The organism is Rothia nasimurium (assembly GCF_014217215.1).
Taxonomy (GTDB): Bacteria; Actinomycetota; Actinomycetes; order Actinomycetales; family Micrococcaceae; genus Rothia; species Rothia avistercoris.
The window spans coordinates 1,261,601-1,283,979 of sequence record NZ_CP056080.1 but is presented as its reverse complement, the minus strand read 5'-3'; the positions used below and the strand labels follow the sequence as shown (position 1 = coordinate 1,283,979).

21 protein-coding genes are annotated in these 22,379 nt (G+C 57.7%); 11 read left to right on the top strand and 10 right to left on the bottom strand.

Features of this window, described 5'->3' with window-relative positions; genetic code table 11:
• The first annotated feature begins 162 nt into the window (after positions 1-162).
• The 5 genes from tatA (at position 163) to HWU94_RS06005 (ending at position 6,263) form a co-directional block, all read left to right on the top strand.
• Positions 163-429 carry a Sec-independent protein translocase subunit TatA gene (tatA, locus tag HWU94_RS06025; protein ID WP_244955905.1) on the top strand — a complete coding sequence of 89 codons (267 nt, stop codon included), beginning with the start codon at positions 163-165 and terminating at the stop codon, positions 427-429.
• 103 nt (positions 430-532) lie between these two features.
• Complete coding sequence (gene tatC, locus HWU94_RS06020) at positions 533-1,381, top strand: twin-arginine translocase subunit TatC (RefSeq protein ID WP_244955904.1); 849 nt, start codon at positions 533-535, stop codon at positions 1,379-1,381.
• Positions 1,382-1,489: 108 nt separating this feature from the next.
• Entirely contained in the window at positions 1,490-4,330 is a 2,841-nt protein-coding gene (locus tag HWU94_RS06015; RefSeq protein ID WP_185172922.1) for an RNA helicase, read from the top strand.
• 34 nt (positions 4,331-4,364) lie between these two features.
• On the top strand, positions 4,365-5,414 hold the full coding sequence (locus tag HWU94_RS06010; protein ID WP_185172921.1) for a hypothetical protein: 1,050 nt from the start codon (positions 4,365-4,367) through the stop codon (positions 5,412-5,414).
• Between the two features lie 114 nt (positions 5,415-5,528).
• A complete protein-coding gene (locus tag HWU94_RS06005) occupies positions 5,529-6,263 on the top strand; it encodes a polyprenol monophosphomannose synthase (protein WP_185172920.1) in 735 nt (244 codons plus the stop codon).
• Positions 6,264-6,327: 64 nt separating this feature from the next.
• Here the strand turns inward: HWU94_RS06005 and HWU94_RS06000 are convergent, their stop codons facing one another.
• From HWU94_RS06000 to HWU94_RS05990, 3 genes are all read right to left on the bottom strand, one after another.
• Positions 6,328-6,666 (bottom strand): RNA polymerase-binding protein RbpA, encoded by a 339-nt coding sequence (locus HWU94_RS06000; RefSeq protein WP_135011868.1) that lies wholly within the window; start codon positions 6,664-6,666, stop codon positions 6,328-6,330.
• A 92-nt stretch (positions 6,667-6,758) separates the two neighbouring features.
• Entirely contained in the window at positions 6,759-7,883 is a 1,125-nt protein-coding gene (locus HWU94_RS05995) for an SPFH domain-containing protein (RefSeq protein WP_185172919.1), read from the bottom strand.
• A gap of 30 nt (positions 7,884-7,913) precedes the next feature.
• A complete protein-coding gene (locus HWU94_RS05990; protein ID WP_185172918.1) occupies positions 7,914-8,372 on the bottom strand; it encodes an NfeD family protein in 459 nt (152 codons plus the stop codon).
• Positions 8,373-8,599: 227 nt separating this feature from the next.
• Between HWU94_RS05990 and HWU94_RS05985 the strand changes: the two genes are divergently transcribed.
• Positions 8,600-8,983: a DUF3054 domain-containing protein gene (locus HWU94_RS05985; protein ID WP_185172917.1), complete on the top strand. Its 384-nt coding sequence runs from the start codon at positions 8,600-8,602 to the stop codon at positions 8,981-8,983.
• A 68-nt stretch (positions 8,984-9,051) separates the two neighbouring features.
• Here HWU94_RS05985 and trpD read toward each other — a convergent pair whose 3' ends face one another.
• Positions 9,052-10,092, bottom strand: coding sequence for an anthranilate phosphoribosyltransferase (gene trpD / locus HWU94_RS05980; protein ID WP_185172916.1), 1,041 nt, complete (start codon positions 10,090-10,092; stop codon positions 9,052-9,054).
• A gap of 237 nt (positions 10,093-10,329) precedes the next feature.
• Here trpD and HWU94_RS05975 point away from each other — a divergent pair, with 237 nt between their 5' ends.
• Genes HWU94_RS05975 through HWU94_RS05960 form a run of 4 tightly spaced genes read left to right on the top strand, consistent with a single transcriptional unit; the run spans position 10,330 to position 14,620 of the window.
• Positions 10,330-10,968: a heme-copper oxidase subunit III gene (locus HWU94_RS05975; RefSeq protein ID WP_185172915.1), complete on the top strand. Its 639-nt coding sequence runs from the start codon at positions 10,330-10,332 to the stop codon at positions 10,966-10,968.
• Between the two features lie 52 nt (positions 10,969-11,020).
• Positions 11,021-11,815 carry a c-type cytochrome gene (locus HWU94_RS05970; RefSeq protein ID WP_185172914.1) on the top strand — a complete coding sequence of 265 codons (795 nt, stop codon included), beginning with the start codon at positions 11,021-11,023 and terminating at the stop codon, positions 11,813-11,815.
• A 49-nt stretch (positions 11,816-11,864) separates the two neighbouring features.
• The gene (locus tag HWU94_RS05965; protein WP_185172913.1) at positions 11,865-12,956 is read left to right on the top strand and encodes a ubiquinol-cytochrome c reductase iron-sulfur subunit; all 1,092 of its coding nucleotides are present in this window, start codon (positions 11,865-11,867) and stop codon (positions 12,954-12,956) included.
• Complete coding sequence (locus HWU94_RS05960; RefSeq protein ID WP_185172912.1) at positions 12,956-14,620, top strand: ubiquinol-cytochrome c reductase cytochrome b subunit; 1,665 nt, start codon at positions 12,956-12,958, stop codon at positions 14,618-14,620. The genes HWU94_RS05965 and HWU94_RS05960 overlap by 1 nt, the downstream gene beginning before the upstream one ends.
• Before the next feature lie 823 nt (positions 14,621-15,443).
• Here the strand turns inward: HWU94_RS05960 and HWU94_RS05955 are convergent.
• From HWU94_RS05955 to HWU94_RS05935, 5 genes are all read right to left on the bottom strand, one after another.
• Positions 15,444-15,845, bottom strand: coding sequence for a cytochrome c oxidase subunit 4 (locus HWU94_RS05955; protein ID WP_185172911.1), 402 nt, complete (start codon positions 15,843-15,845; stop codon positions 15,444-15,446).
• Positions 15,846-15,854: 9 nt separating this feature from the next.
• On the bottom strand, positions 15,855-17,555 hold the full coding sequence (ctaD, locus tag HWU94_RS05950; RefSeq protein WP_185172910.1) for a cytochrome c oxidase subunit I: 1,701 nt from the start codon (positions 17,553-17,555) through the stop codon (positions 15,855-15,857).
• A 10-nt stretch (positions 17,556-17,565) separates the two neighbouring features.
• On the bottom strand, positions 17,566-18,435 hold the full coding sequence (coxB, locus tag HWU94_RS05945) for a cytochrome c oxidase subunit II (RefSeq protein WP_185172909.1): 870 nt from the start codon (positions 18,433-18,435) through the stop codon (positions 17,566-17,568).
• Between the two features lie 233 nt (positions 18,436-18,668).
• Positions 18,669-19,025, bottom strand: a complete 357-nt coding sequence (locus tag HWU94_RS05940) for an iron-sulfur cluster assembly accessory protein (protein WP_185172908.1) — start codon at positions 19,023-19,025, stop codon at positions 18,669-18,671.
• An 84-nt stretch (positions 19,026-19,109) separates the two neighbouring features.
• A complete protein-coding gene (locus tag HWU94_RS05935; RefSeq protein ID WP_185172907.1) occupies positions 19,110-20,504 on the bottom strand; it encodes a M20/M25/M40 family metallo-hydrolase in 1,395 nt (464 codons plus the stop codon).
• A gap of 58 nt (positions 20,505-20,562) precedes the next feature.
• Here HWU94_RS05935 and HWU94_RS05930 point away from each other — a divergent pair, with 58 nt between their 5' ends.
• A complete protein-coding gene (locus tag HWU94_RS05930; RefSeq protein ID WP_185172906.1) occupies positions 20,563-21,174 on the top strand; it encodes a DUF3043 domain-containing protein in 612 nt (203 codons plus the stop codon).
• 106 nt (positions 21,175-21,280) lie between these two features.
• On the opposite strand, the gene HWU94_RS05925 is transcribed toward HWU94_RS05930, so the two are convergent.
• Positions 21,281-22,366: a quinone-dependent dihydroorotate dehydrogenase gene (locus HWU94_RS05925; protein ID WP_185172905.1), complete on the bottom strand. Its 1,086-nt coding sequence runs from the start codon at positions 22,364-22,366 to the stop codon at positions 21,281-21,283.
• Positions 22,367-22,379: the final 13 nt, after the last annotated feature.

Sequence of the window (22,379 nt, the reverse complement as noted above, 5' to 3'; positions counted from 1 at the left end):
AGAACCGCAACCGGCTCTTTTCACCCCGGTAGGAACCGCGTACGCAGACTACATCCAGGGCAAGAACACTCGAACGCTCGACCGAGCTCGCCGTCGCTCTCAGCGCCGCGACGAACTCGGACAGCCCCAACTCGTCGGAGACCTTAAACGTCTTCAAGAAAGGTGACGCTCGTGCTCGGTAACCTCGGCCCCGTCCATCTCATCATCCTCCTTATCATCATCATCCTGCTCTTCGGTGCCCCCAAGCTCCCCGGCATGGCCCGCAGCCTCGGCCAGTCCATGCGTATCTTCAAGTCAGAAGTTGACGGCCTGAAGAACGACTCTAAGAAGAACAACGAAGCAAACGGCGACACCAACGGCTCCGTCGTTTCCGGTGAGGTCATCAACAACCCCACCACCACCGATCAGAACAAGGGCTCACAGAACTAAGTTCTCACCCCCCCAGAGCGTTCGTGAGTTAACCGCCCGACCCGTGCCCTGGCCACCCAGGGCGCGGGTTTATGGGCTCCCAGAGTTTCAGTAGAAGGCACCCATGGCTAAATCAACCAGCCGAAAGAATAACCCCCAGGCCACCATGGCCCTCGGCGAGCACTTTCGCGAATTCCGCAACCGCCTGATTAAAGCGGCTGTTGCTACCTTTATCTGCGCTATTGGTGGGTTTTTTCTCTATGAGCCTTTTATGAATGCCATCAGTGCTCCGGTCTACGCTATCAACACCGAAGCTGGCCGCACCGCTGCCCTGAACTATTCCACCGCAACATCTCCCTTCGACCAGATGGTGCGCATCTCCCTCTACATCGGTCTGGTCATTGCAAGCCCTGTCTGGCTCTACCAGCTCTGGGCCTTCATCACCCCAGCCCTGTACCGCAAGGAGAAGCTCTACACCTTGGGCTTCACCTTTACGGCTATCCCCATGTTCCTTTTCGGAACTGTCCTGGCCTGGTGGGTACTACCCACCGCCGTCCGTACCCTGACCATGTTCAGCCCTGACGGGGCAACCAACCTCTTCACCGCCGACGTCTACGTCAGCTTCGTGGTTAAATTCCTGCTGGTCTTCGGTATCGCCTTCGTACTGCCCGTTATCTTGGTTGGCCTTAACTTCATCGGCCTAATTCGCGGCAAAACCATTCTCAAGTCCTGGCGCTGGGTAGTCGTGCTCGTAGCCCTGCTCGCAGCTATGGCTGCACCCGGTAACGACATCATGTCCATGCTTTACCTCATGCTGCCCCTGATTTTCTTCTTCTTCGTTGCTATCGGTATTGCCATGCTCAACGATAAGCGTCGCGACCGCCGCAACGCCAAGCTCGCAGAGGGACTCACCGACGACGAACTCAACCGAGCCACCAGCCTAGAAGAACTCGACCAGCTTGGTCGCTCCTAAAACTTTCCCGCCCCGGCAGACCGTGCCGGGGCGGTTTTTTGTTCGCGCTGGAACGAAAGCTGACTGCGGGGTGCCTCTGGCCGAAATCTACCGCCTAAGATTAGACATATGGCTAGCTACGCTGAACAGTACCTGCGCGCCAAAGAACGCGCCACCTTCTCAAAGACCGCCCTCTACCGCTTTGAGCAGACCCTGAGCTTTGACCTGGATGACTTCCAGCGCCGGGCCTGCACCTCGGTTGAGGACGGACGGGGTGTGCTGGTTGCTGCCCCCACCGGGGCGGGCAAGACAATCGTGGGGGAGTTCGCTATCTACCTGGCCCTATCGCAGGGCAAAAAGGCGTTCTACACCACCCCGATCAAGGCCCTGAGTAACCAGAAGTACAACGACCTGGTGGCAGCCTACGGTGAGGACGCCGTGGGGTTGCTGACCGGCGACACCTCCATCAACTCCGAAGCCCCCGTGGTCGTGATGACCACCGAGGTGCTTCGCAACATGCTCTATGCAGATTCCGCCACTCTGACCAACCTGGGCTATGTAGTGATGGACGAGGTGCACTACCTGGCTGACCGCTCCCGCGGCGCGGTGTGGGAAGAGTGCATTATTCACCTGCCCGAATCGATCTCTGTCATCGCCCTATCGGCCACTATCTCTAACGCTGAGGAGTTCGGTGCCTGGCTCGATACCGTGCGCGGGCAGACCGACATTATCGTTTCTGAACACCGCCCAGTTCCCCTCTGGCAACACGTGATGGTGGGCCACCACCTTATGGACCTCTTCGCTGGTGATACCACTGTCGAGGACGCCGCAGCCGCCACCGACCTGCCTGAGGTCAATCCAGAGCTGGTGCGGGTCGGACGCCGCCCCCGCCCCTCGCGGGGCCCTGGCGGTAAGTCCTTCTCCCGGCTGGGCAAAGGCAAACGTAGTCGCAACCAGGGCTACCAGTCCCAGGGCTATGACCGCGAGCGCCGCAGCAGCGCGGACGAGGCGAGCGCGCCCGTCCGCCCCCAGCGCATTAGCCGCCCAGAGATGATTCGATCCCTCGATAAGGCGGGTCTGCTGCCCGGTATCTGTTTTATTTTCTCGCGGGTGGGCTGCGATGCTGCGGTGTCGCAGTGTATCGATGCCGACATTCGCCTGACGACCGAGGCTGAGGCCCAGGCTATTCGGTCCTATATCGCTGAGGCTACCGCTAGCCTCGAGACCAGTGATCTGGCGGTACTCGGTTTTTACGAGTGGCGTGAAGGCCTGATGCGGGGTGTAGCGGCCCACCATGCGGGTCTGCTGCCGGTCTTCAAAGAGGTTGTTGAGACCCTCTTCTCTGAGGGGCTGATTCGCATGGTCTTTGCGACCGAGACCTTGGCGCTGGGCATCAATATGCCGGCCCGGTCGGTGGTGCTAGAGAAGCTCACCAAGTTCAACGGTGAGACCCACGTGGATATCACGCCGGGGGAGTACACCCAGCTGACCGGACGCGCGGGCCGCCGCGGTATCGACGTTGAGGGGCACGCTGTGGTCATGTGGCGCCCCGGTCTAGAGCCCCAGCAGGTAGCTGGCCTGGCCTCGAAGCGTACCTACCCTCTCAATTCTTCCTTCAAACCCACCTACAATATGAGCGCCAACCTGATTGCCCAGTTTGGCACTGAACGCACCAAGAAGATTCTGGAAAGCTCCTTTGCCCAGTTCCAGGCCGATAGGTCGGTGGTGGGGGTAGCTTCTCGGGTGAGGAAGAACGAAAAGGCTCTGGCAGGTTTTGAAGAGGCGATGACCTGCCATCTGGGTGATTTTACCGAGTACGCCCGCATCCGCCGTGACCTTTCTGATCTTGAGAAAAAGGCCGAGAAGGGCCGTAGTCGTCTGCGGCAGTCCCAGGCGGTGGCGTCCGTCCTTGACCTGCTGCCCGGCGATATCATCGAAATCCCCCGGGGCCGTAATGCGGGCCCCGCCGTGGTGCTGGCCAGGGCCGAGTCTCTGGACGACCCGCGCCCGTCCATTCTGACGATGGCGGCGCAGCTGCGCCGCCTTGACCCCCGCGACTTCGATGGGCCGGTTCTGCCGGTTTCGAAGATTAAGGTGTCGAAGAAGTTCACAGGTAAGACCTCCAAGGACCGCCGGGATATGGCCTCTCGTATGCGTGAGGCCCTCTATCAGGGGCTTCCTGCCCGCTCGGGGTCTCAGAAGAAGTACTTCAACGAGCGCGAGCGCGGGGACGAACAGAAGATTGAAGAGCTACGCCGGGCCCTGCGTAACCACCCCTGCCACGGGTGCTCTGACCGCGAGAATCATGCCCGGTGGGCTGAGCGCTGGTACCGCCTGTCGCGCGATACCGACGGTTTGCGCCGTCAGATTGAGCGCCGTACCAACACTATCGCCCAGGTCTTTGAGCGTATTACCCAGCTGCTGGCTAGCTACGGTTACGTTGAGACGGTGGAGGGGCGTCGCGTGCTCACCGCCCGGGGTGCCTCCCTGCGTCGGGTTTACGGTGAGAAGGACCTGCTGACCTCCCTCTGCCTTGAGGACGGCTTCTTGCAGGGCCTTGACCCGGCTTCTACCGCTGCGGTGGTCTCAGCCCTGGTCTATGAGGCTAAGCGCGATGAGTTGGGTCTGCTATCTCGCTACCCCGGTCACGGGGTTGAGGGGGCGCTGATGACCGTGCTGAAGCACTGGAATAAGCTCAACGACGCCGAAAAACTCCACCGGCTACCGCAGACTGCCTCGCCTGACTTCGGTATGGTCTGGCCCGTCTATAAGTGGGCGCGGGGCAAGAGCCTTGCCCAGGCAATCGATAGTACCGACCTGGCCGCTGGCGACTTCGTGCGCTGGACCAAACAGGTCATCGACAGCCTTGACCAGATTGCCCACGTGGCATCGTCTGACCCCCAGCTACGCACCCAGTGCGAGGCCGCTATCAACCTGCTGCGCCGCGGCGTGGTAGCAACCCAGCTTTAGTCTGTTTTACTGTCAGTATTTTGAAAGGACGGCAATGATGCCCGCAACTGTCATGCTCGATGGCTCTGTCTACAGCTCCGCTGACCCCTTTGCTACCGCCCTGGTTATGAACGAGGGTCAGGTGGAATGGGTGGGGCAGGACGCCGGTGCCCGCTCCATTGCGGATTCCTCCATGACCGTGCAGGAGCTGGGCGGACGCCTGGTCACCCCCAGCTTTGCCCTGGCGGCGGCTTCTACGACGGGGGCGGACGCTCCCGCCCTGCTCGATGAGCTAGCGGCAGCTGGCTACGGTTATGCCCGCCTGCTACTCACCGATTTCGCGCAGGAGCTCCCGGCAGTGCACCCTGCGGTAGCTGCTGACTACTATCTCCCCGCAGGCAGCCTTGGTGGAGGCAGAGAGCTACCCGCCGGCGTCCGCGGTATCTTTGTCTCATCCCCGGGAGAGCTTAGCTCACAGTTACTGGCTTCGCTGGCAGAAAAGCGTCTGCAACTGATGCTGGTGGTCACCGATGAGTCTCAGGTAGGGGAGTACCTGGCTCACCTGGCACCTCTTGATGGGCTCACCCGTCTGCGGATCAGCCCCAGCCTGGAAGGGATCACCGAGCTAGCCGAAGGCGACCTCGACCAAGCCAAAAACCTACAGGTCACCCTCGGTTTCTCAGGCGACTTCGACCGCGCGGGTGAAGCCTTTGGCCGGGCCCTGGCGGCGGGGGCAGCAGTTACCCTAGGGTCAGACCCCGGTATCCGGCCCTCACTATTGGGCTGGGAACTGGTAAACGCGGCCGTCAATCCGGCACAGACAGAACAAGCAGTATCGGCTCGCGCAGCCTTTGCCGCCTGCACCCGCGCTGTCTACCGCGCCGCGACCGCCCCCAACCCCTTCACCGGCCAGCTCGTGCCCGGAGCCCCCGCCCACTGCGCCCTCTGGACCATCACCGAACTCATCGTGCAGACCCCCGACAGCCGCATTGCCGCCTGGAGCACCGACCCACGCGCCCGAACCCCGCTGCTTCCCGTCCTGGCCCCCGACGTACCCCGCCCCAAGCTGGTCAGCCTGTACCGCAACGGCCACAAAGTGGGCTAGGCGTCACCTCAGACCCAGGCCCGCGATACACACTCGGGCACCTGCACCCTATATAATGAAAAACTGGTTTACACGCCGTCCCACGATTCGGATGGGCCATGACAAGGAGACCGCATGCGAGTACTAACCGTGATTCCTACCTACAATGAGAAGGAAAACCTTCCCGTCGTAGTAGAGCGCCTGCGCGCAGCCGTGCCCGACTGCGACATCCTCGTCGTCGACGACAACAGCCCCGACGGCACCGGCCAGCTCGCCGACTCCATGGCAGCAGAAGACAGCCACATCAACGTCCTCCACCGCACCGTCAAGGACGGCCTGGGCGGTGCCTACCTGGCAGGCTTCGACTGGGGCCTAGAAGCTGGCTACGACGTACTTGTCGAGATGGACGCCGACTGCTCCCACCAACCCGAACAGCTGCCCCTGCTCCTGCAGGCTATCGAAGGTGGAGCCGACCTGGCTATCGGTTCCCGCTACGTACCCGGCGGCAAAACCAAAAACTGGCCCCTGCACCGCCAGATCCTTTCCCGCGGCGCCAACCTTTATACCCGCCTGATTCTGGGCACCAAGGTCAAAGACATCACCGCGGGCTACCGCGCCTACCGCCGCGAAGCCCTGCAGAAGCTTAACCTCGAAGGCATTGACTCCAAGGGCTATGTCTTCCAGGTCGATTTGGCCTGGCGATCCGAGCAGGCCGGCCTGAAAATTGTAGAAGTACCCATCACCTTTGTAGAGCGTGAAATCGGCAGCTCCAAGATGAATGGCAACATCATCGTTGACTCCATGACCAAGGTAACCCGCTGGGGCCTGACCGCCCGAGCAGAACGCGTCCGCTCCCTCATCAAGAAGTAATACCAGCTGATACACAAAGGGCCCCGCCAGATAACTGGCGGGGCCCTTTACTTCCGGGGCTAGCCTAGAGGGCGTGACGCTCCCGGTAAATCTCAAGACGCTGCTGCAGGGTCTCTTCGAGTTCTTCAACGCTGCGGCGCTCCAGGAGCATGTCCCAGTGGGTACGAACAGGCTTTTCAGCATTCTCTTCAACCTTGCCGTCGCCAGAAACCAAGAAGGCTTCCTTACCGGACTTAGCAGTCCAGGTTGCGGGAATCTCAGCTTCCTGCGCGAAGGTAACGAAGACTCGTTCACCGTCTTCGGTGCGGTACTCCACACGCTGCCGGGGAGCCGGCTCCACGCCTGATTCGGTTTCCATTGACTGTGAACCCAGGCGCATACCGCGCAGGCTGCGATCGCTCATTTTCTTCCTCCATAAACGGTGACTGAAATGGTTGCAGGGTATTGGCCCTCAAAGGTGAAAGTACCGTGCAGACCAAATACCTATTATAACCTTTAGGCGCCGGGGGCGTGAGCGGCTGTGCCCTCAGCTGATTCGCCGGTAGGGAGCTCGCCCTCCTGAGGGATTTCAACGCCGCTATCGAGCTTGTCGAGGTTGGGGTTGAGGTCTTCAGGGGTCACGCGGATCACCGGGGTGTCGACCAGGGGCGAGGACGGGGGAGTCGCAGGGGCAGACTCTTCCTCGGTCTCAGGTGCGCCCTCGTTACCCAGGGGTGAGAAAGCGTTACCGATACCGCGCAGGGCATCACCGAGCTCGGTGGGAATGAACCAGAGTTTGTTGGCATCGCCCTCGGCCAGCTTGGGCAGGGTCTGCAGGTACTGGTAGGTCAGTAGCTTCTGGCTGGGGTTCGAGGCGTGGATTGCGTGGAAGACCTTCTGGATAGCCTGGGCTTCACCGTCAGCACGCAGGATAGCTGCCTTAGCGTCGCCCTCAGCGGTTAGAATCTGGGACTGCTTTTCACCTTCAGCTCGTAGAATCGCAGCGCGAGAGTCACCTTCGGCGGTTAGAATCTGGGACTGCTTCTGGCCTTCAGCGGTTAGAATAGCGGCTCGGCGGTCCCGCTCGGCTCGCATCTGCTTTTCCATGGAGTCCTGGATGGAGTGCGGAGGCTGAATTTCCTTGATATCGACGCGGGAGACGCGGATACCCCAGCGGCCGGTGGTGCTGTCGAGAACCCCTCGCAGCTCGCTGTTAATCTGATCGCGGGAGATCAGGGTTTCTTCTAGGTTGAGACCACCGACGACGTTGCGCAGGGTAGCGCTGGTAAGTTCATCTACAGCCTGGATGTAGTTGGTGATTTCGTAGGTCGCTGCTTTGGGGTCGGTCACCTGGAAGTAGACCACGGTATCGATACCGACGACCAGGTTATCTTCGGTGATGACAGACTGGGCGGGGAAGGACACGACCTGTTCACGCAGGTCAATGAGGGGCAGGACGCGGTCGATAAAGGGAACGGTGACGTGGAAGCCGGGGTTGAGGGTGGTGTGGTACTTACCCAGACGCTCGACAATGCCAGCGCGGGCCTGAGGAATAATGCGCACAGCCTTGAGCAGGGTGATGAGCACCAAAAGGACGAGGGCTGTAAGCAGGATGGTTGTGGTGATGGTTGAAGCTGTCATTGGTTACGACCTTAATCTTTAAGTTAAAGGTTATTTTGCAGTGTGAGGAGCTAGGTAGGCGGTTGCGCCACGGATAGCCACGACGGTTGCTGTTGACCCTTCAGGGAGAACCAACTGGCTGCTTTCAGGGCGGGCCGTCCAGGTATCACCGGCGATACGGGCAAGACCGGTCTGATCGGTGACGGTTTGGGTTACAAGGGCATCCTGGCCAACCAGACCGTCGGAGTTCATTGCGATATTGGGTGAGCTTTGATGGAAACGCTTGATAAGCGGCGGGCGGAGCCCCAAGAGAAGGGCGATACTAACAATCGCAAAGAGAACAACCTGCGCAGCAAAAGAATCGAGGAAAGTGGTGCTCAGTGTTGCCGACAGGGCAGCTAGGGCCATCATCAGAAAGACGAAGTCGAGCATCAAAATCTCGATAATGGCTAGAACAATACCAGCGGTGAGCCAGAAAGCCCAGAGGTTCTGAGCGAACCAATCAATCATGTGTACCTCCCACAGGTCGGTGTGTGTTAGTACTTATCTATTCTTCCTGATGCTGTTTCGCTGTGCTAGTCATTACGTGAGATATAAGGAGATTTGACCATCTCAGCAATGTATTCTATAAAGCCGATAATATACATTATGTAAAGTTAAGCTAAAAATACTCCCCTACACTCGCTCGGGTACCCCCGCAGCTGCTGAGCTTAGCGCTCCTGCGTTAGAGTAAAACTATGCTCAGTTCAGTTGATTCAGGTAAATATTTTTCCCAGCCCATCCGTGCCCTGGTTGACCTGACCCTCGTCCTTCTTTTTATTACCATCGGGCTCACCAGCCACCAGGAACCGCTATCCCAGCTATTAGCCACCGCCGCACCTTTCTTGCTGGCCGCCTGTGCTGGCCATCTTGGTGTGTGGGCCGTGAGCTCCAGGCGGCAGCTTCCCCTTTTGCTCGAAGGTTTTATGATGTGGGTCAGCACCCTGGTGCTTGGGCTTGGCCTGCGCCTCTCCTTTGGTGATACTGCCGCAACTGCTTTTGTTCTTGTCTCAGCTCTTACCCTCCTTGTTTTCCTGGTGGGTTGGCGTCTTATCCTTGTCCTGGTACGCCGCAAGGCCTAAATTTCTTGATGTAGACAGACTCTAAAAAGGTGTGGCCCCAGACTTTCTGGGGCCACACCTTTTTACTGTTATTTACTGTTGCTGTAAGCAATCCAACGTTCAAGCACAGCCTTAGCTTTACCTGATTCTACTGATTGGCGAGCGTCCTGCAGGGCTTCCTCAAAGCGCTCTGCGAAAGGCCTGTTGTTAACCGGGCGGTAAGCAGTCAAGCCTGCTGCAGCATTCAGCAAAACCGCGTTGAGGATTGGACCGGGAGTGCCGTCGAGAACCTGGTGAACAACCTGGGCGTTATGCTGGGGATCTCCCCCGCGTAGATCGTCCAGGCTGGCGCATTCAATACCAAAATCGGTGGGGGTTAGTGAATGGTGCTCAACTCCCCCATTGAAGGTTTCCCAAACTTGCGACTCACCGGTGATGGTAATTTCGTCTAGGCCGTCATTCCCGCGGAAAATTAGGGCGTGGTCGCCGCGGGAAGCGAAAACGGCGGCGATTTTCTCGGCCATCTCGGGGTCTGCTACACCGATGGCTGAAGCCCGGACCCGAGCAGGGTTGGTCATGGGGCCGAGGTAGTTGAAGGCTGTAGGTACGCCGATGGAGCGGCGGGCAGGTGCTACGTGTCGCATGGAGGGGTGGAACACCTGGGCAAACAGGAAGGTGATGCCCGCAGCATCCACCGCACCTGCTACATCTTTAATGTTTAGGTTTAGATTTATACCTAGCTCAGCCAGTACATCTGCACTTCCACTTGATGATGAAGAGGCCCTGTTGCCGTGCTTAATGACGGGCACACCCGCACCCGCAATCACCAGTGAGGCCATAGTGGAAATATTGACGGTATTCTGCTGGTCTCCCCCGGTACCCACAATGTCTACAGCATCTCGGGTGACCTCTATGTGTTCCGCCTTGTCAAGCATGCCTTGCGCTAGTGCGGCAAGTTCTTCAGGAGTTTCACCTTTAACATGAAGTCCAACCAGGAAAGCTCCGATAATAGCTTCCGGGGTTGATCCTGCCATGATGTCTTGCATGGCCCAGTTAATCTGGTCTGACGAGAGGTCATGCTGGGCTACGAGTTGATTGAGAATGAGTTTCCACGTGATGGTGCCTGTCATGGCTCACATTCTACGGTTCTTTTAGTTCCCGGGCGAGCTCATGAGACGGACGCCGGAGAGACTTTTCGCATCAGGGCAATTGATATTTGGGTTACGCAAGTTTTACACACAACGTGTCGCCAAGCCTGCAGTAAAAACCCCTAGATTAGGGGGAAGATATGCAGGATTTACAACACACCTCCTAGCAAACCCCCTTACCTATTGGTTCACGGGCACTTTTACAGACATAATGTCTATGTGACAACTGCAACCCATACCCCAAGTAAGTCGGCACATGCCGCTCTGAATCGACCCAACCAGGTGTCTGTTGGCACCGTCGTTTGGCTTGCCTCAGAGCTCATGTTCTTCGCCGGCCTGTTCGCAATGTACTTCACTCTGCGCGCTTCTCGCCCCGACATTTGGGCTGAGAACACCCCGCTGCTTGAAGTCCCTCTCGCTCTCGCCAACACCATCGTGCTGGTGCTGAGCTCCGTTACCTGCCAGTTTGGTGTTTTCAAGGCTGAGCAGCTCAAGCCCCGCCGCACCGGTTCCCTCTTCAATGTCCGTGAATGGGGCATGGTTGAGTGGTTCCTGCTCACCTTCATCATGGGTGCGTTCTTCGTTTCCGTCCAGGCTTACGAATACGCAAACCTTGTAGCTGAAGGTATGACTATCGCGTCAAGTGCTTACGGCTCAGCTTTCTACATCACCACCGGTTTCCACGCACTCCACGTAACCGGCGGCCTGATCGCCTTCCTGCTGATCATCGGCCGTGCCTATGTTGCTAAGCGTTTCGGTCACTACGAAGCAACCTCAGCAATCGTTGTTTCTTACTACTGGCACTTCGTAGACGTCGTCTGGATCGCCCTGTTCCTTATCGTCTACTTCCTCAAGTAACCGGTAACCGCTAAAAGTAAACCAACTAGCACACACACAAAGGAACAACGACGTGAAAGCACTTTCTCAAAAGCGACGTCATCCGCTCGCAGCTCTCGTGTTGCTTGCCCTTGCCCTCCTCCTATCTGGTGGCCTCTACGCAGTTGCCACGGCTACTAACGAGGCTCAAGCCGCTACAAGCACCACCTACACTGCAGAAGACATCTCAGAAGGCCAGAAACTCTTTCTGGCCAACTGTGCAACCTGCCACGGTACTAACGCAGAAGGCTCAGTAGACGGCCCCGCACTCATTGGTGTTGGCGCTGCTGCTGTTGACTTCCAGGTAGGCACCGGCCGCATGCCCATGCAGATGCAGGGCGTTCAGGCTCAGCTGAAGCCCGGCCAGTTCAACGATGAGCAGACTAAGCAGCTCGCAGCCTACGTTGCATCACTCGGTGCAGGCCCCACCATCCCCGAAGAAGAGTACCTCGATGTTTCCAAGGGCGATGCAGCCAACGGCGCAAAGGTATTCCTCGCAAACTGCGCTATGTGCCACAACGCTGCTGGCGTTGGTGGTGCTCTTACCCGCGGTAAGTTTGCTCCTACCCTGATGGGTGTTTCAGAGAAGCACATCTACGAGGCTATGGAAACTGGCCCGCAGAACATGCCCGTCTTTAATGACGCAAACATCACCCCCGAAGAAAAGCGCGATGTCATTACTTACCTGAAGTCACAGGAAGTTAACGCATCTGTTGGTGGTTTCAAGCTTGGCTCACTCGGCCCCGTGTCTGAAGGTCTTCTGATCTGGACCCTCGGCCTGGTTATCGTCATTGCATTCACCCTCTGGCTGACTTCACGAGCTGCATAAGCTCACGCACACACATAAATTTCGTACCAAGGAAGATTTGAGGCAACACATGGGAAACCATAGTGACGGCGCACATGAAAAGGCTGCCGTAGTTACCTCTCAAGAGGCAAGTCAGGAGAAGTTCGCTAACCCCGGACTTCCCCCGCATGCTCCCCGACTCACCGACGTCGATTCCAAAAAAGCTAAGGGTGCCGAGCGACAGGTAGTTCTGCTATTCGTCATCTCCATGCTGGGCTCCCTGCTTTTCTGGATTGGCTACTTCGGTGTAGAGGTAAGCGGCAACTTCTACGATGTCATGAACCCCGAAGCAAACAACATGCTTCGTCTGCAGAACCTTCTGCTGGGTCTCGGCATCGCTTTTGCCATGTTCGGTATCGGTATCGGTATCGTCCACTGGGCACGCTCACTCATGCCCGACCACGAAATGGTCGAAGAGCGTCACGCGGTTACCTCTGAAGAGGACCGTGCAGAGGCTCAGGAAATCGTTGAAACCATCATCGAAGAATCAGGCATCAAGCGTCGCCCGCTTCTTCGTAACACCCTCATCGGTTCCGTCATCCTCGCTCCCCTGACCTTCGTCACCCTGTTCCGTGACCTGGGCCCCGCAGACCCCTCAGTACTCAAGTACACCCTGTGGGACGAAGGCGTCCGCCTCGTGCGCGACCCCTCCGGCACCCCCATTAAGGCTGCCGACGTTACTCTGGGCTCTGCCTACCACGTCCTGCCCGAAACCCTCTCTAGCCTGACCCACGAGAACGGCTACCTCGAGGAAAAGGCCAAGGCAGTTGTACTGCTCATGCGTCTGGATCCCGCTGACATCAAGAAGGTTACCCCCGGTCGCGAAAACTGGAACGTTGACGGCATCTACGCCTACTCCAAGGTTTGCACCCACGTAGGCTGCCCCATCGCTCTGTACGAGCAGCGCACCCACCATCTGCTCTGCCCCTGCCACCAGTCAACTTTTGACGCGGCAGAAGAGTGCAAGGTTATCTTCGGCCCCGCAGGCCACGCCCTGCCCCAGCTGCCCATCGCAGTTGACTCCGAAGGCTACCTGGTCGCCCAGAGCGACTTCCACGAGCCCGTTGGCCCCGGCTACTGGGAGCGTGCAAAGCACATCAAGGAAATGGCAGGTGAAGCATAATGTCGACTTCAATGCAGTCTGATTACAAGGCAAAGACCTCAACCGGTCGTATCGCCCACTACGTAGATCAGCGTGTTGGTGCTTCAGGCATCATCAAGGAATTCGGTCGCAAAATCTTCCCCGACCACTGGTCATTCATGTTCGGTGAAGTTGCGCTCTATAGCCTGGTTATTCTGATCATCTCAGGTACCTTCCTCACCTTCTTCTTCAACCCCACCATGGTGTCGGTAACCTACGATGGTTCCTACGTTCCCATGAAGGGCACCCACATGTCTGCTGCCTACGCCTCTACCCTGGACATCTCCTTTGACGTCCGCGGTGGTCTGCTGATGCGTCAGATTCACCACTGGGCAGCTCTGATGTTCATGATGGCGATGACCGTGCACATGCTGCGCGTCTTCTTCACCGGCGCTTTCCGCCGTCCTCGTGAACTGAACTGGGTTGTTGGTTGTACCCTGCTCATCATCGGTATTCTGGCTGGATTCACCGGCTACTCACTGCCCGATGACGTACTCTCAGGTAACGGTCTGCGTATTATTGACGGTATTTTCAAGTCAATCCCGCTGGTTGGTACCTACATCTCGCTCTTCTTCTTCGGCGGCGAGTTCCCCGGTACGGCTGTGATTGGTCGCCTCTACACCCTGCACATCATGATTATCCCCGCGATGCTTCTGCTGCTCGTGGCTATTCACATGTTTATGGTTGTACTGCACAAGCACACCCAGTACCCCGGCCCCGGCCGCACCGAGAACAACGTCGTTGGCTTCCCCGTAGGCCCCGTCTACGCAGCCAAGGCTGGCGGTTTCTTCTTCATCGTGTTCGGTATCATCGCCTTCCTCGGCGCAACCTTTACTATCAACGCGGTTTGGAACTACGGCCCCTACGACCCCTCACCGGTACAGGCCGGTACCCAGCCTGACTGGTACGTAGGCTTCGGTGACGGCGCCCTGCGTCTGTGGCCTGGCGTCTGGCCCTGGCCCTGGGAATTCGAATTCCTTGGTGGCACCTGGGTTCTGAGCGTCCTTCTCCCCTTCGCTCTGATGGCTGGCTCAGTCATGATGGCCATGGTCTTCTGGCCCTGGATCGAGCAGTGGGTTACCAAGGATAACCGCGTCCACAACATCCTGGATCGCCCCCGCAACGCCCCCTTCCGTACCGGTGTGGGTGTAGCAGGCATCATTGGTTACGCATCCCTGATGATCGCGGCAAGCTCCGACCTGATTGCAACTCACTTCCATGTATCGCTGAACGACGTTGCCTACTGGCTCCGCTTTACCTTCGTATTCGGTCCCCTCATCGGCTTCTTCATCACCCAGCGCATCTGCCTGGCTCTGCAGCGTAAGGACCGTGAGCTTGTACTGCACGGTATCGAAACCGGTAAGGTCGTCCAGCTCCCCCACGGTGAGTTCATCGAGGTTCACAAGCCTCTCGACGAATACCGCCGCTACGAACTGGTCTCCTTCGAGTCACCCGAGCCTATCCCGGCTCAGCCCAACAAGAAGGGCAAGGTTGGCCTGATCGAGAAGACCCGCGCAGGTCTCTCAAAGATCTGGTTCGAAGACCGCGTAGTTGCCGTAACTCCTGCTGAGCTCGAAGCAGCTCACCATGAGCACCATGGTGCACATGAGGTTGACGGCCACAAGGCTGACTCAATCGAAAAATAACATACGGTTGTAGTAACAGTGTGGGGCACCCCTGACGGGGTGCCCCACACGTGTTTTAACAGGCTTTCGCTGGTCCTGCGTGAAGTTACCAATGACCGAGCCAATCATCGCCTCTTCGGGCTTTCTGCGCCTTGCAAGCGCCAAATACTAGTCGATGGGCGGGTTTGGGGCTGTTGCCCTACATGGCTGACAGTTCTGAAAGAGTAGCGCACTCCCGAGGCCGCGTGTACTGGGCCAGTTCTGCGCAAGATGCAGGGTAAATGAGGTGGCTCTCCCCCAGCTCACAGGGGGACTTATAACCTTTGAACCGCTGTGCTGTGCATTGAGGATACGGGGCACAGCGTATCTCCTTTCAACCGGGGCTATGACGCTGAGATCCTGCTATAGAGAGTGATCTCCCAGCTCAGGGAGCTATAATGGCGGGCGCTCTTGGCTGATAAGCACATCAGTTAAATATTCTCTAAGTGGTTCGGCGTGTCGTACCCCTAGGGTGGACTGGCTGGGTCAGGCTGGCTCCTGTGCCTTCCTGTGCCTTCCTGTGCCTTCCTGTGCCTTCCTGTGCCTTCCTGTGCCTTCCTGTGCCTTCCTGTGCCTTCCTGTGCCTTCCTGTGCCTTCCTGTGCCTTCCTGTGCCTTCCTGTGCCTTCCTGTGCCTTCCTGTGCCTTCCTGTGCCTTCCTGTGCCTTCCTGTGCCTTCCTGTGCCTTCCTGTGCCTTCCTGTGCCGTCCTGCCACTCTCCCCTGAGCAATCTAAAAACGACACAAAAAGGGTGGGGTCCCTATCCTTTCGGATAGGGGCCCCACCCCTTGAGCCAGGTAAGACTCTTAGTGGGCGTGGTCGCCGCGGTTGTATTCGTAAACCCAACCCAGAACAGCTGCTGCTGCGAAGGGGATGGCAACGAGTACGATCCACCAGTCGATAGCCAGACCTACAACAACGATGGTGCAAGCAACACCGATGAAGAGGGGCCACCATGACCACGGTGAGTAGAAGCCGTAGTCGCCAGCTCCATCAGCGATTTCACCTTCGAGGTTCTCGTAAGGCATGTCGGGGTGCTTCTTGTCGGTGAAGTTCAGGAAGTACCAGAGGAAGAGACACATCACGGCGGTAGCCAGAATCGCGGGGAAACCGGCCCACTCGGTGAAGTCAGTCATCAGACCGTAGACGATGCCAACGGGAATCAGGAAGACGCCGATGAAACCGAAAATCTTAGCAAGAAGTTTCACAGTGGCCTCCTATCGTGCAGTTGCCTGGCGGGCTGCTGCAGCGACGTCGTTGTTGGTGGATAGTTCAGGGTGGTGCAGGTCGAGTGCAGGACGCTCTGAACGGATACGGGGCAGGGCGGTGAAGTTGTGGCGCGGGGGCGGGCAAGAAGTTGCCCATTCCAGTGAGCCACCGAAGCCCCAGGGGTCATCAACCTCAACACGCTTGCCGTTGCGGGCGGTGGTGTAGACGTTCCAGAACCAGGGAATCATGGAGATTGCCAGAATCATGGAGCCTACGGTTGAGAGCTGGTTCATCCAGGTGAAGCCATCTTCAGGCATGTAGTCTGCGTAGCGGCGGGGCATGCCGTCGACACCGAGCCAGTGCTGGATGAGGAAGGTCATGTGGAAGCCGATGAACAGCAGCCAGAAGTGAATCTTGCCCAGGCGCTCGTTCAGCATCTTGCCGGTGAACTTGGGCCACCAGAAGTAGAGTGCTGCGAACATACCGAAGACGAGGGTGCCGAAGATGACGTAGTGGAAGTGCGCGACCACGAAGTAGGAGTCAGATAGGTGGAAGTCCAGCGGCGGGGTTGCCAGGATAATACCGGTGATACCACCGAAGAGGAAGGTGATCAGGAAGCCGATGACCCAGAGCATGGGGGTCTCAAAGGTGATGGAGCCCTGCCACATTGTGCCGATCCAGTTGAAGAACTTCACGCCGGTAGGAATACCGATCAGCATGGTCATGAAGGAGAAGAAGGGCAGCATGACCGCGCCGGTGACGTACATGTGGTGTGCCCACACGGTAACTGACAGAGCCGCAATAGCGATGGTTGCAAAAATCAGACCCTTGTAACCGAAAATCGGCTTACGTGAGAAGACGGGGATGATTTCTGAAACGATGCCGAAGAAGGGCAGAGCCAGAACGTAAACCTCGGGGTGACCGAAGAACCAGAAGAGGTGCTGCCAGAGGACGGCGCCACCGTTTTCGGGGTCGAAGATGTGGCCACCGAGGCGACGATCCATACCGAGGGCGAACAGGGCGGACGCCAGCGGCGGGAAGATCATGATGATCAAGATTGCGGTGATCAGGGTGGTCCAGGTGAAGACCGACATGCGCCACATGGTCATGCCGGGGGCACGCATGCAGAGGATGGTGGTCAGGAAGTTGACGCCACCCATGATGGTGCCGAAGCCCTGCAGAGCTAGACCGAAGATCCAGAGGTCACCGCCGACAGAGGGGCTGTAGGTGGTGCTGTTCAGCGGAGCGTAAGCGAACCAGCCGAAGGAAGCTGCACCCTGGGGGGTAAGGAAGCCAGCGATGGCTACCAGTGAGCCGAACAGGAAGAACCAGAAGGCCAGCGAGTTCAGGCGGGGGAAGGCAACGTCGGGTGCACCAATCTGCAGGGGTACCAGGACGTTAGCAAAACCGGTGAACAGCGGGGTACCAAACATGAGCAGCATCAGGGTGCCGTGCATGGTGAAGAGCTGGTTGAACTGTTCCTTGGTTTCGAGGAACTGCATACCGGGGGTGAAGAGCTCCAGGCGCATAAGCAGAGCCATGACACCGGCAAAGCAGAAGAAAATAAACGCGGCGATCAGGTACATGTACCCGATGGTCTTGTGGTCGGTGGAAGTCAGCCAGTTGACGATGATTCGTCCCTTGGACTTAGGAACCACCCGCGGGACAACGCTACCGGTTGTCTCAGCTGAATACTCAAGAGTAGTCACGGGTTACCTCTTAGTTGTTGGTGTTCATGTTGGGGTTACGGTTGTACTCGTCACCCAGACGGCCAATGTTGCCTTCATCTTCCAGTGACTGGATGTAGGCATCGTAGTCTTCCTGGCTGACAACTTCAACGTTGAAGAGCATCTCTGAGTGGTACTCACCGCAGAGTTCGGCGCACTTACCCTGGTAGCGAGCGGGCTCGGAACCTGTGGTGAAGTACATGTGGTTGGTCATGCCGGGAATGGTGTCGCGCTTCTCAAGGAAGGCGGGAACCCAGAAGGAGTGGATGACGTCACGGGATTTGAGCTGCAGGTCTACGGTTGAGTTGACCGGCAGGTAGAGGGTGGGGAGGGTTTCCTCAACACCTTCCTTGCCTTCCTTGTCGAGGCGAGCCTGAACGCCGGCGAAGTAGACGTTTTCGTCGAGGTAGTTGAAGTCCCATGCCCACTGCTTACCGTAAACCTCGATGGTGACATCGGCGGTTTCAGACTTGGGAGCGGTGATTTCGCGCTCGGCACGGTCTGAGAAGGTGAAGAAGCTGACGATCAGGATGATCGGGATAGCGGTGTAGAAAATTTCCAGCGGAGCGTGGTAGCTCACCTGGCGGGGGTAGCCGGTTTCGTACTTGCGACGGCGGTAGGCGATGATGCACCAAAGCATGAGGCCCCAGGTCACAAGACCTACAGCCAACGCAGCGATCCATGTACCAATCCAGAGGTCCATGATGGTATCGGCGTTATCGGTTACACCACGCTGAGTGGGCAGCCAGCCCACTGATGCCTGTTCTGAACAACCGGTCAAGAGCAGCGCTGAAACGGCTGTGGCAGCGGCTACTGCCTTGCCCTTAAGCCCCTTGCTGCTGGTTCGATGCTGCGAACTCACAGACGGCCCTTCCTGTAGCGATGTGCGTGTCACCTGGTGCTGTGTGTGGACAGCATTAACCCAGGTGTTAATTCTTTCAATACGAGCTTACCCTCAAACGGGCGTTTCTGGTGACAACCTGTCAATGAACTGACGTGTCATTACATAAGTATTTCATGTTTGGGCGGGCTGAAACAGAAAAGTGGGGGTATGCCGGAGCATACCCCCACCTGTGAAGCGGGCTGGGCGGACGCTTAGTGGAAGGAATCTCCACAGGCGCAGGAGCCCTGGGCGTTGGGGTTATCGATGGAGAATCCCTGCTTCTGAATGGTGTCTTCGAAGTCGATGGTTGAACCTTCGAGATAAGGAACACTCATACGATCAACGATGACTTCAACGCCGTCGAAGTCGCGGACGGCGTCACCGTCGAGCACGCGCTCGTCAAAGTAGAGCTGGTAAATCAGGCCTGAACAACCGCCGGGCTGCACGGCGATGCGCAGGCGCAGGTCGGTACGTCCTTCCTGCTCAAGCAGGGAACGAACCTTACCGGCTGCAACCTCGGTGAGGTTAACGCCGTGGGTGGGGAGATCTTCGAGTACTGTCTCAGACATGAGCAATCCTTTCGTGGGGTGTTTTGATGTCAATCTTACGCCTCTTGGGTACGGGGCGCGAGATGTTCGCAGTCAAGTGAATTCCTAGTTGGCGGTGTGAGCTGCCGCCAGCATGAGGGCTTCAGCAAGGATTGCCTTCTGGAAGTCGGGGATGAAGAGGGACTCGTTGGCGCTGTGGGCGCGGGTGTCCGGGTCTTCGATGCCGGTAATCAGAATGTGGGCCTCGGGGTAGACCTCGGTGAGGGTCGCAATGAAGGGAATGGACCCGCCCATGCCGGTGGTGACAGGCTCAACTCCCCAGGCCTCCCCCAGCGCTGCCAGGGCTAGCTGGGCGCCACTGCCAGAAAGGTCGGCCTGGTAGGGCTGGCCGGAGTCTTCTGCATGGTAGGTCACCTCTGCCCCGTGATGGTTGTGGCGGGCGAAGTGCTCGGCAAGTGCCCGGTGGGCTGCAGCGGGATCCTGGCCGGGAGCCAGGCGGACACTGATGCGCGCCTTGGCTGTGGCAGCAATAGTGTTTGAGGACTCGGCAACCGAGGTGATGTCCATACCGATGACGGAGATAGCGGGCTGGGACCAGAGGCGGGAGGAGATGGACCCCTGACCTGCCAGCTTCACGCTGTCGAGAATGCCAGAATCGGTGCGGAAATCGGCCTCAGGGTATTCAACGTCAGGTTCAGGTGCAGTAACTAAACCTTCAACTGCAACTGAACCTTGAGTATCGTGTAGGGTGGCGAGTAGCTGGATAAGGACGGTGTTGGCGTCCAGCAGGGGGCCGCCAAACATGCCGGAGTGAACCGAGTGGCTGCTCACGCGTACAGAAATATCACCGCTCGCCACACCCCGCAGACCTGCGGTCAGGGCAGGTACGCCGGTTTTCCAGTTAGCCGAGTCTGCTACAACGATGTAGTTGCCAGCAAGCTTGTCGCGGTAGGTATGCAGGAAGCTATCAAAGCTGGGCGAACCAGCCTCTTCCTCGCCCTCGATAAAGAGGGTAACACCAACCTTAAAGTCGTCGCCCAATACTTCACGCGCAGCCTTAAAAGCGGCCAGATGGGCAACGACGCCAGCCTTGTCGTCCGCAGCTCCGCGGCCGTAGAGACGATCGCCCTTACGAGTGGCGACAAAAGGCTCGGTCTCCCAGAGGGAGCGGTCGCCAGCTGGCTGCACATCGTGGTGGGCGTACAGCAAGAAGGTGGGAAAACCAGGTGCAGCCGGTGAATGGGCTACGACCGCAGGCATACCCTGCTGGCCTTCCCCATAGGACGCTGAGAGAATCTCAACGCTTTCAAAACCGGCGTCCTCCGCCAGGCTCTTCACCTTTTCAGCACTGCGCTGTACTTCGGTGAGGTCAAAAGACTCCCAGGCAACAGAAGGGATGGCCACAAGCTCAGCTAGATGTTCAAGCTGAGCTTCAAAGTTCTCTTCGATGTAGGTTGCTAGAGCCGGGCGGGCAGAAAAATCAAAATCGTGTGTTGTCATACATCTCAGAATACGCTCTGACTGTATATCTACGCACGAACTTGGTTATTCTTAAGGAGTGTTTGGTCGTAATAAGAAATCATCAGAAAATGCTGGTTCTGTGGTTGCCGAGGCTACTCCGGTAGCAAACGAAACCCCTGAAACTACCCAGCCGGGGTACACCGCGCCTAAGGGGCGTCCTACCCCCTCTCGAAAAGAACGTGAAGCTGCCCGCCGCACTCCCCTGGTTCCCGCAGACCGCAAAGCTGCAAAGGACGCCCAGCGTGAAGCTGACCGCGAGTTCCGGGCAAAGCAGCAGCAGGCCCTGCAAACCGGCGATGAGCGCTACCTGCCCGCCAACGATCGTGGCCCCCAGCGCCGCTACATCCGTGATTATGTTGATGCCCGTTTCAACGTAGGTGACATCATGATCATCGTTATTCTGGCTGTCTTTATCGTGGGCCTTTTCTCCCCCAGCATGCAGCAGTACACTATCTTGCTGATGTGGGGCATAATTCTGCTCTGGGTCATCGACTATATGATTATGTGGCGCGGTCTTAAAAAGAAGTTGACTGAAAAGTTTGGCTCCATCGAGCCCCGCTCCGGCTTCTACGCCTTCAACCGCATCATGATGCTTCGTCGCTTCCGCCTACCCAAGCCTCAGGTAAAGCGCGGTGAATACCCCAAGTAAAGCCACAACGGAGTAAAAATCCGCTTGCTTGAACCTTTAAATACAAAGGGGCGTTACCTCTCTAGAGAGGTAACGCCCCTTTGTGTCATAATCTCACGTGTCTAGTCTAGCGGGTTTTCCGCAATTTCAACAGTCCCCGATTGATATGAGCTGCCCAGAGTGGGCCTTCGTAGATAAATGCAGAATAACCCTGCACTAGATTGGCGCCTGCATCCAGACGGTCGGCGACGTCCTGAGCAGTGGTAACGCCACCTACCGAAATAAGAGCCAGTTGGTCGCCCACCTCAGCTTTCAGCAGACGGAGAACCTCAAGTGAACGCTTCTTGAGGGGCTCGCCTGAGAGTCCACCCGCGCCAATTTCCTCAACCTTAGCTCGAGGGCTAACCAGCCCCAGCCCTTCACGAGCAATCGTGGTGTTCGTGGCAATAATGCCATCTAGCCCCAGACGCAGAGCCATTGCGGCAACGTCCTTAATATCTTCATTGGCCAGATCAGGAGCAATCTTCACGACCAGGGGTACCCGGCGTCCCTGCACAACGCGGTCGGCTTCAGCACGTACAGCCTCAAGTAGAGGCTCAAGGGTCTCAATCGCCTGAAGGTCACGCAGTCCCGGAGTATTCGGTGAGCTGACATTCACAGCGAGATAGTCAGCCTGGGGCGCAAGCACCCGAGTGCTCACCAAGTAGTCCTCGATGGCGTCCTTAAGGGCTACCACCTTGGTTTTACCGATATTGACACCAATGACGGGGCGTACCTTACCCCGATATTCGGCTTCAAGGTCCGCGCGGGCGGCAGCAACACGGGGCCCAGCTGCTGCCGCACCATCGTTATTGAAACCCATGCGGTTAATAATGGCCTTATCATCTACCAGACGGAAAAGGCGGGGCTGGGGGTTGCCCGGCTGAGCCTGACCGGTAATAGTGCCGATTTCAATGTGTCCAAAACCCAGGTTACCCAGCGCCGGAATTGCATTACCGCCCTTATCAAAACCAGCGGCAACGCCGAAAGGCGAGGGGAAAGTAAGGCCCATGACCTCGGTAGCCAGTGACGGGTGAGGCGCAAAGTAGCGGCCCCCCAGGCGAGAAATACCGGTGTGGCGAAGGGTCTTTACCCCCCACATGCCCACATGGTGAGCCATCTCGGCGTCCATGGGTTTGAAGAAGAGTTTGAACAGGGTTGGGTAGATCCGCATATCGGACCCCTTT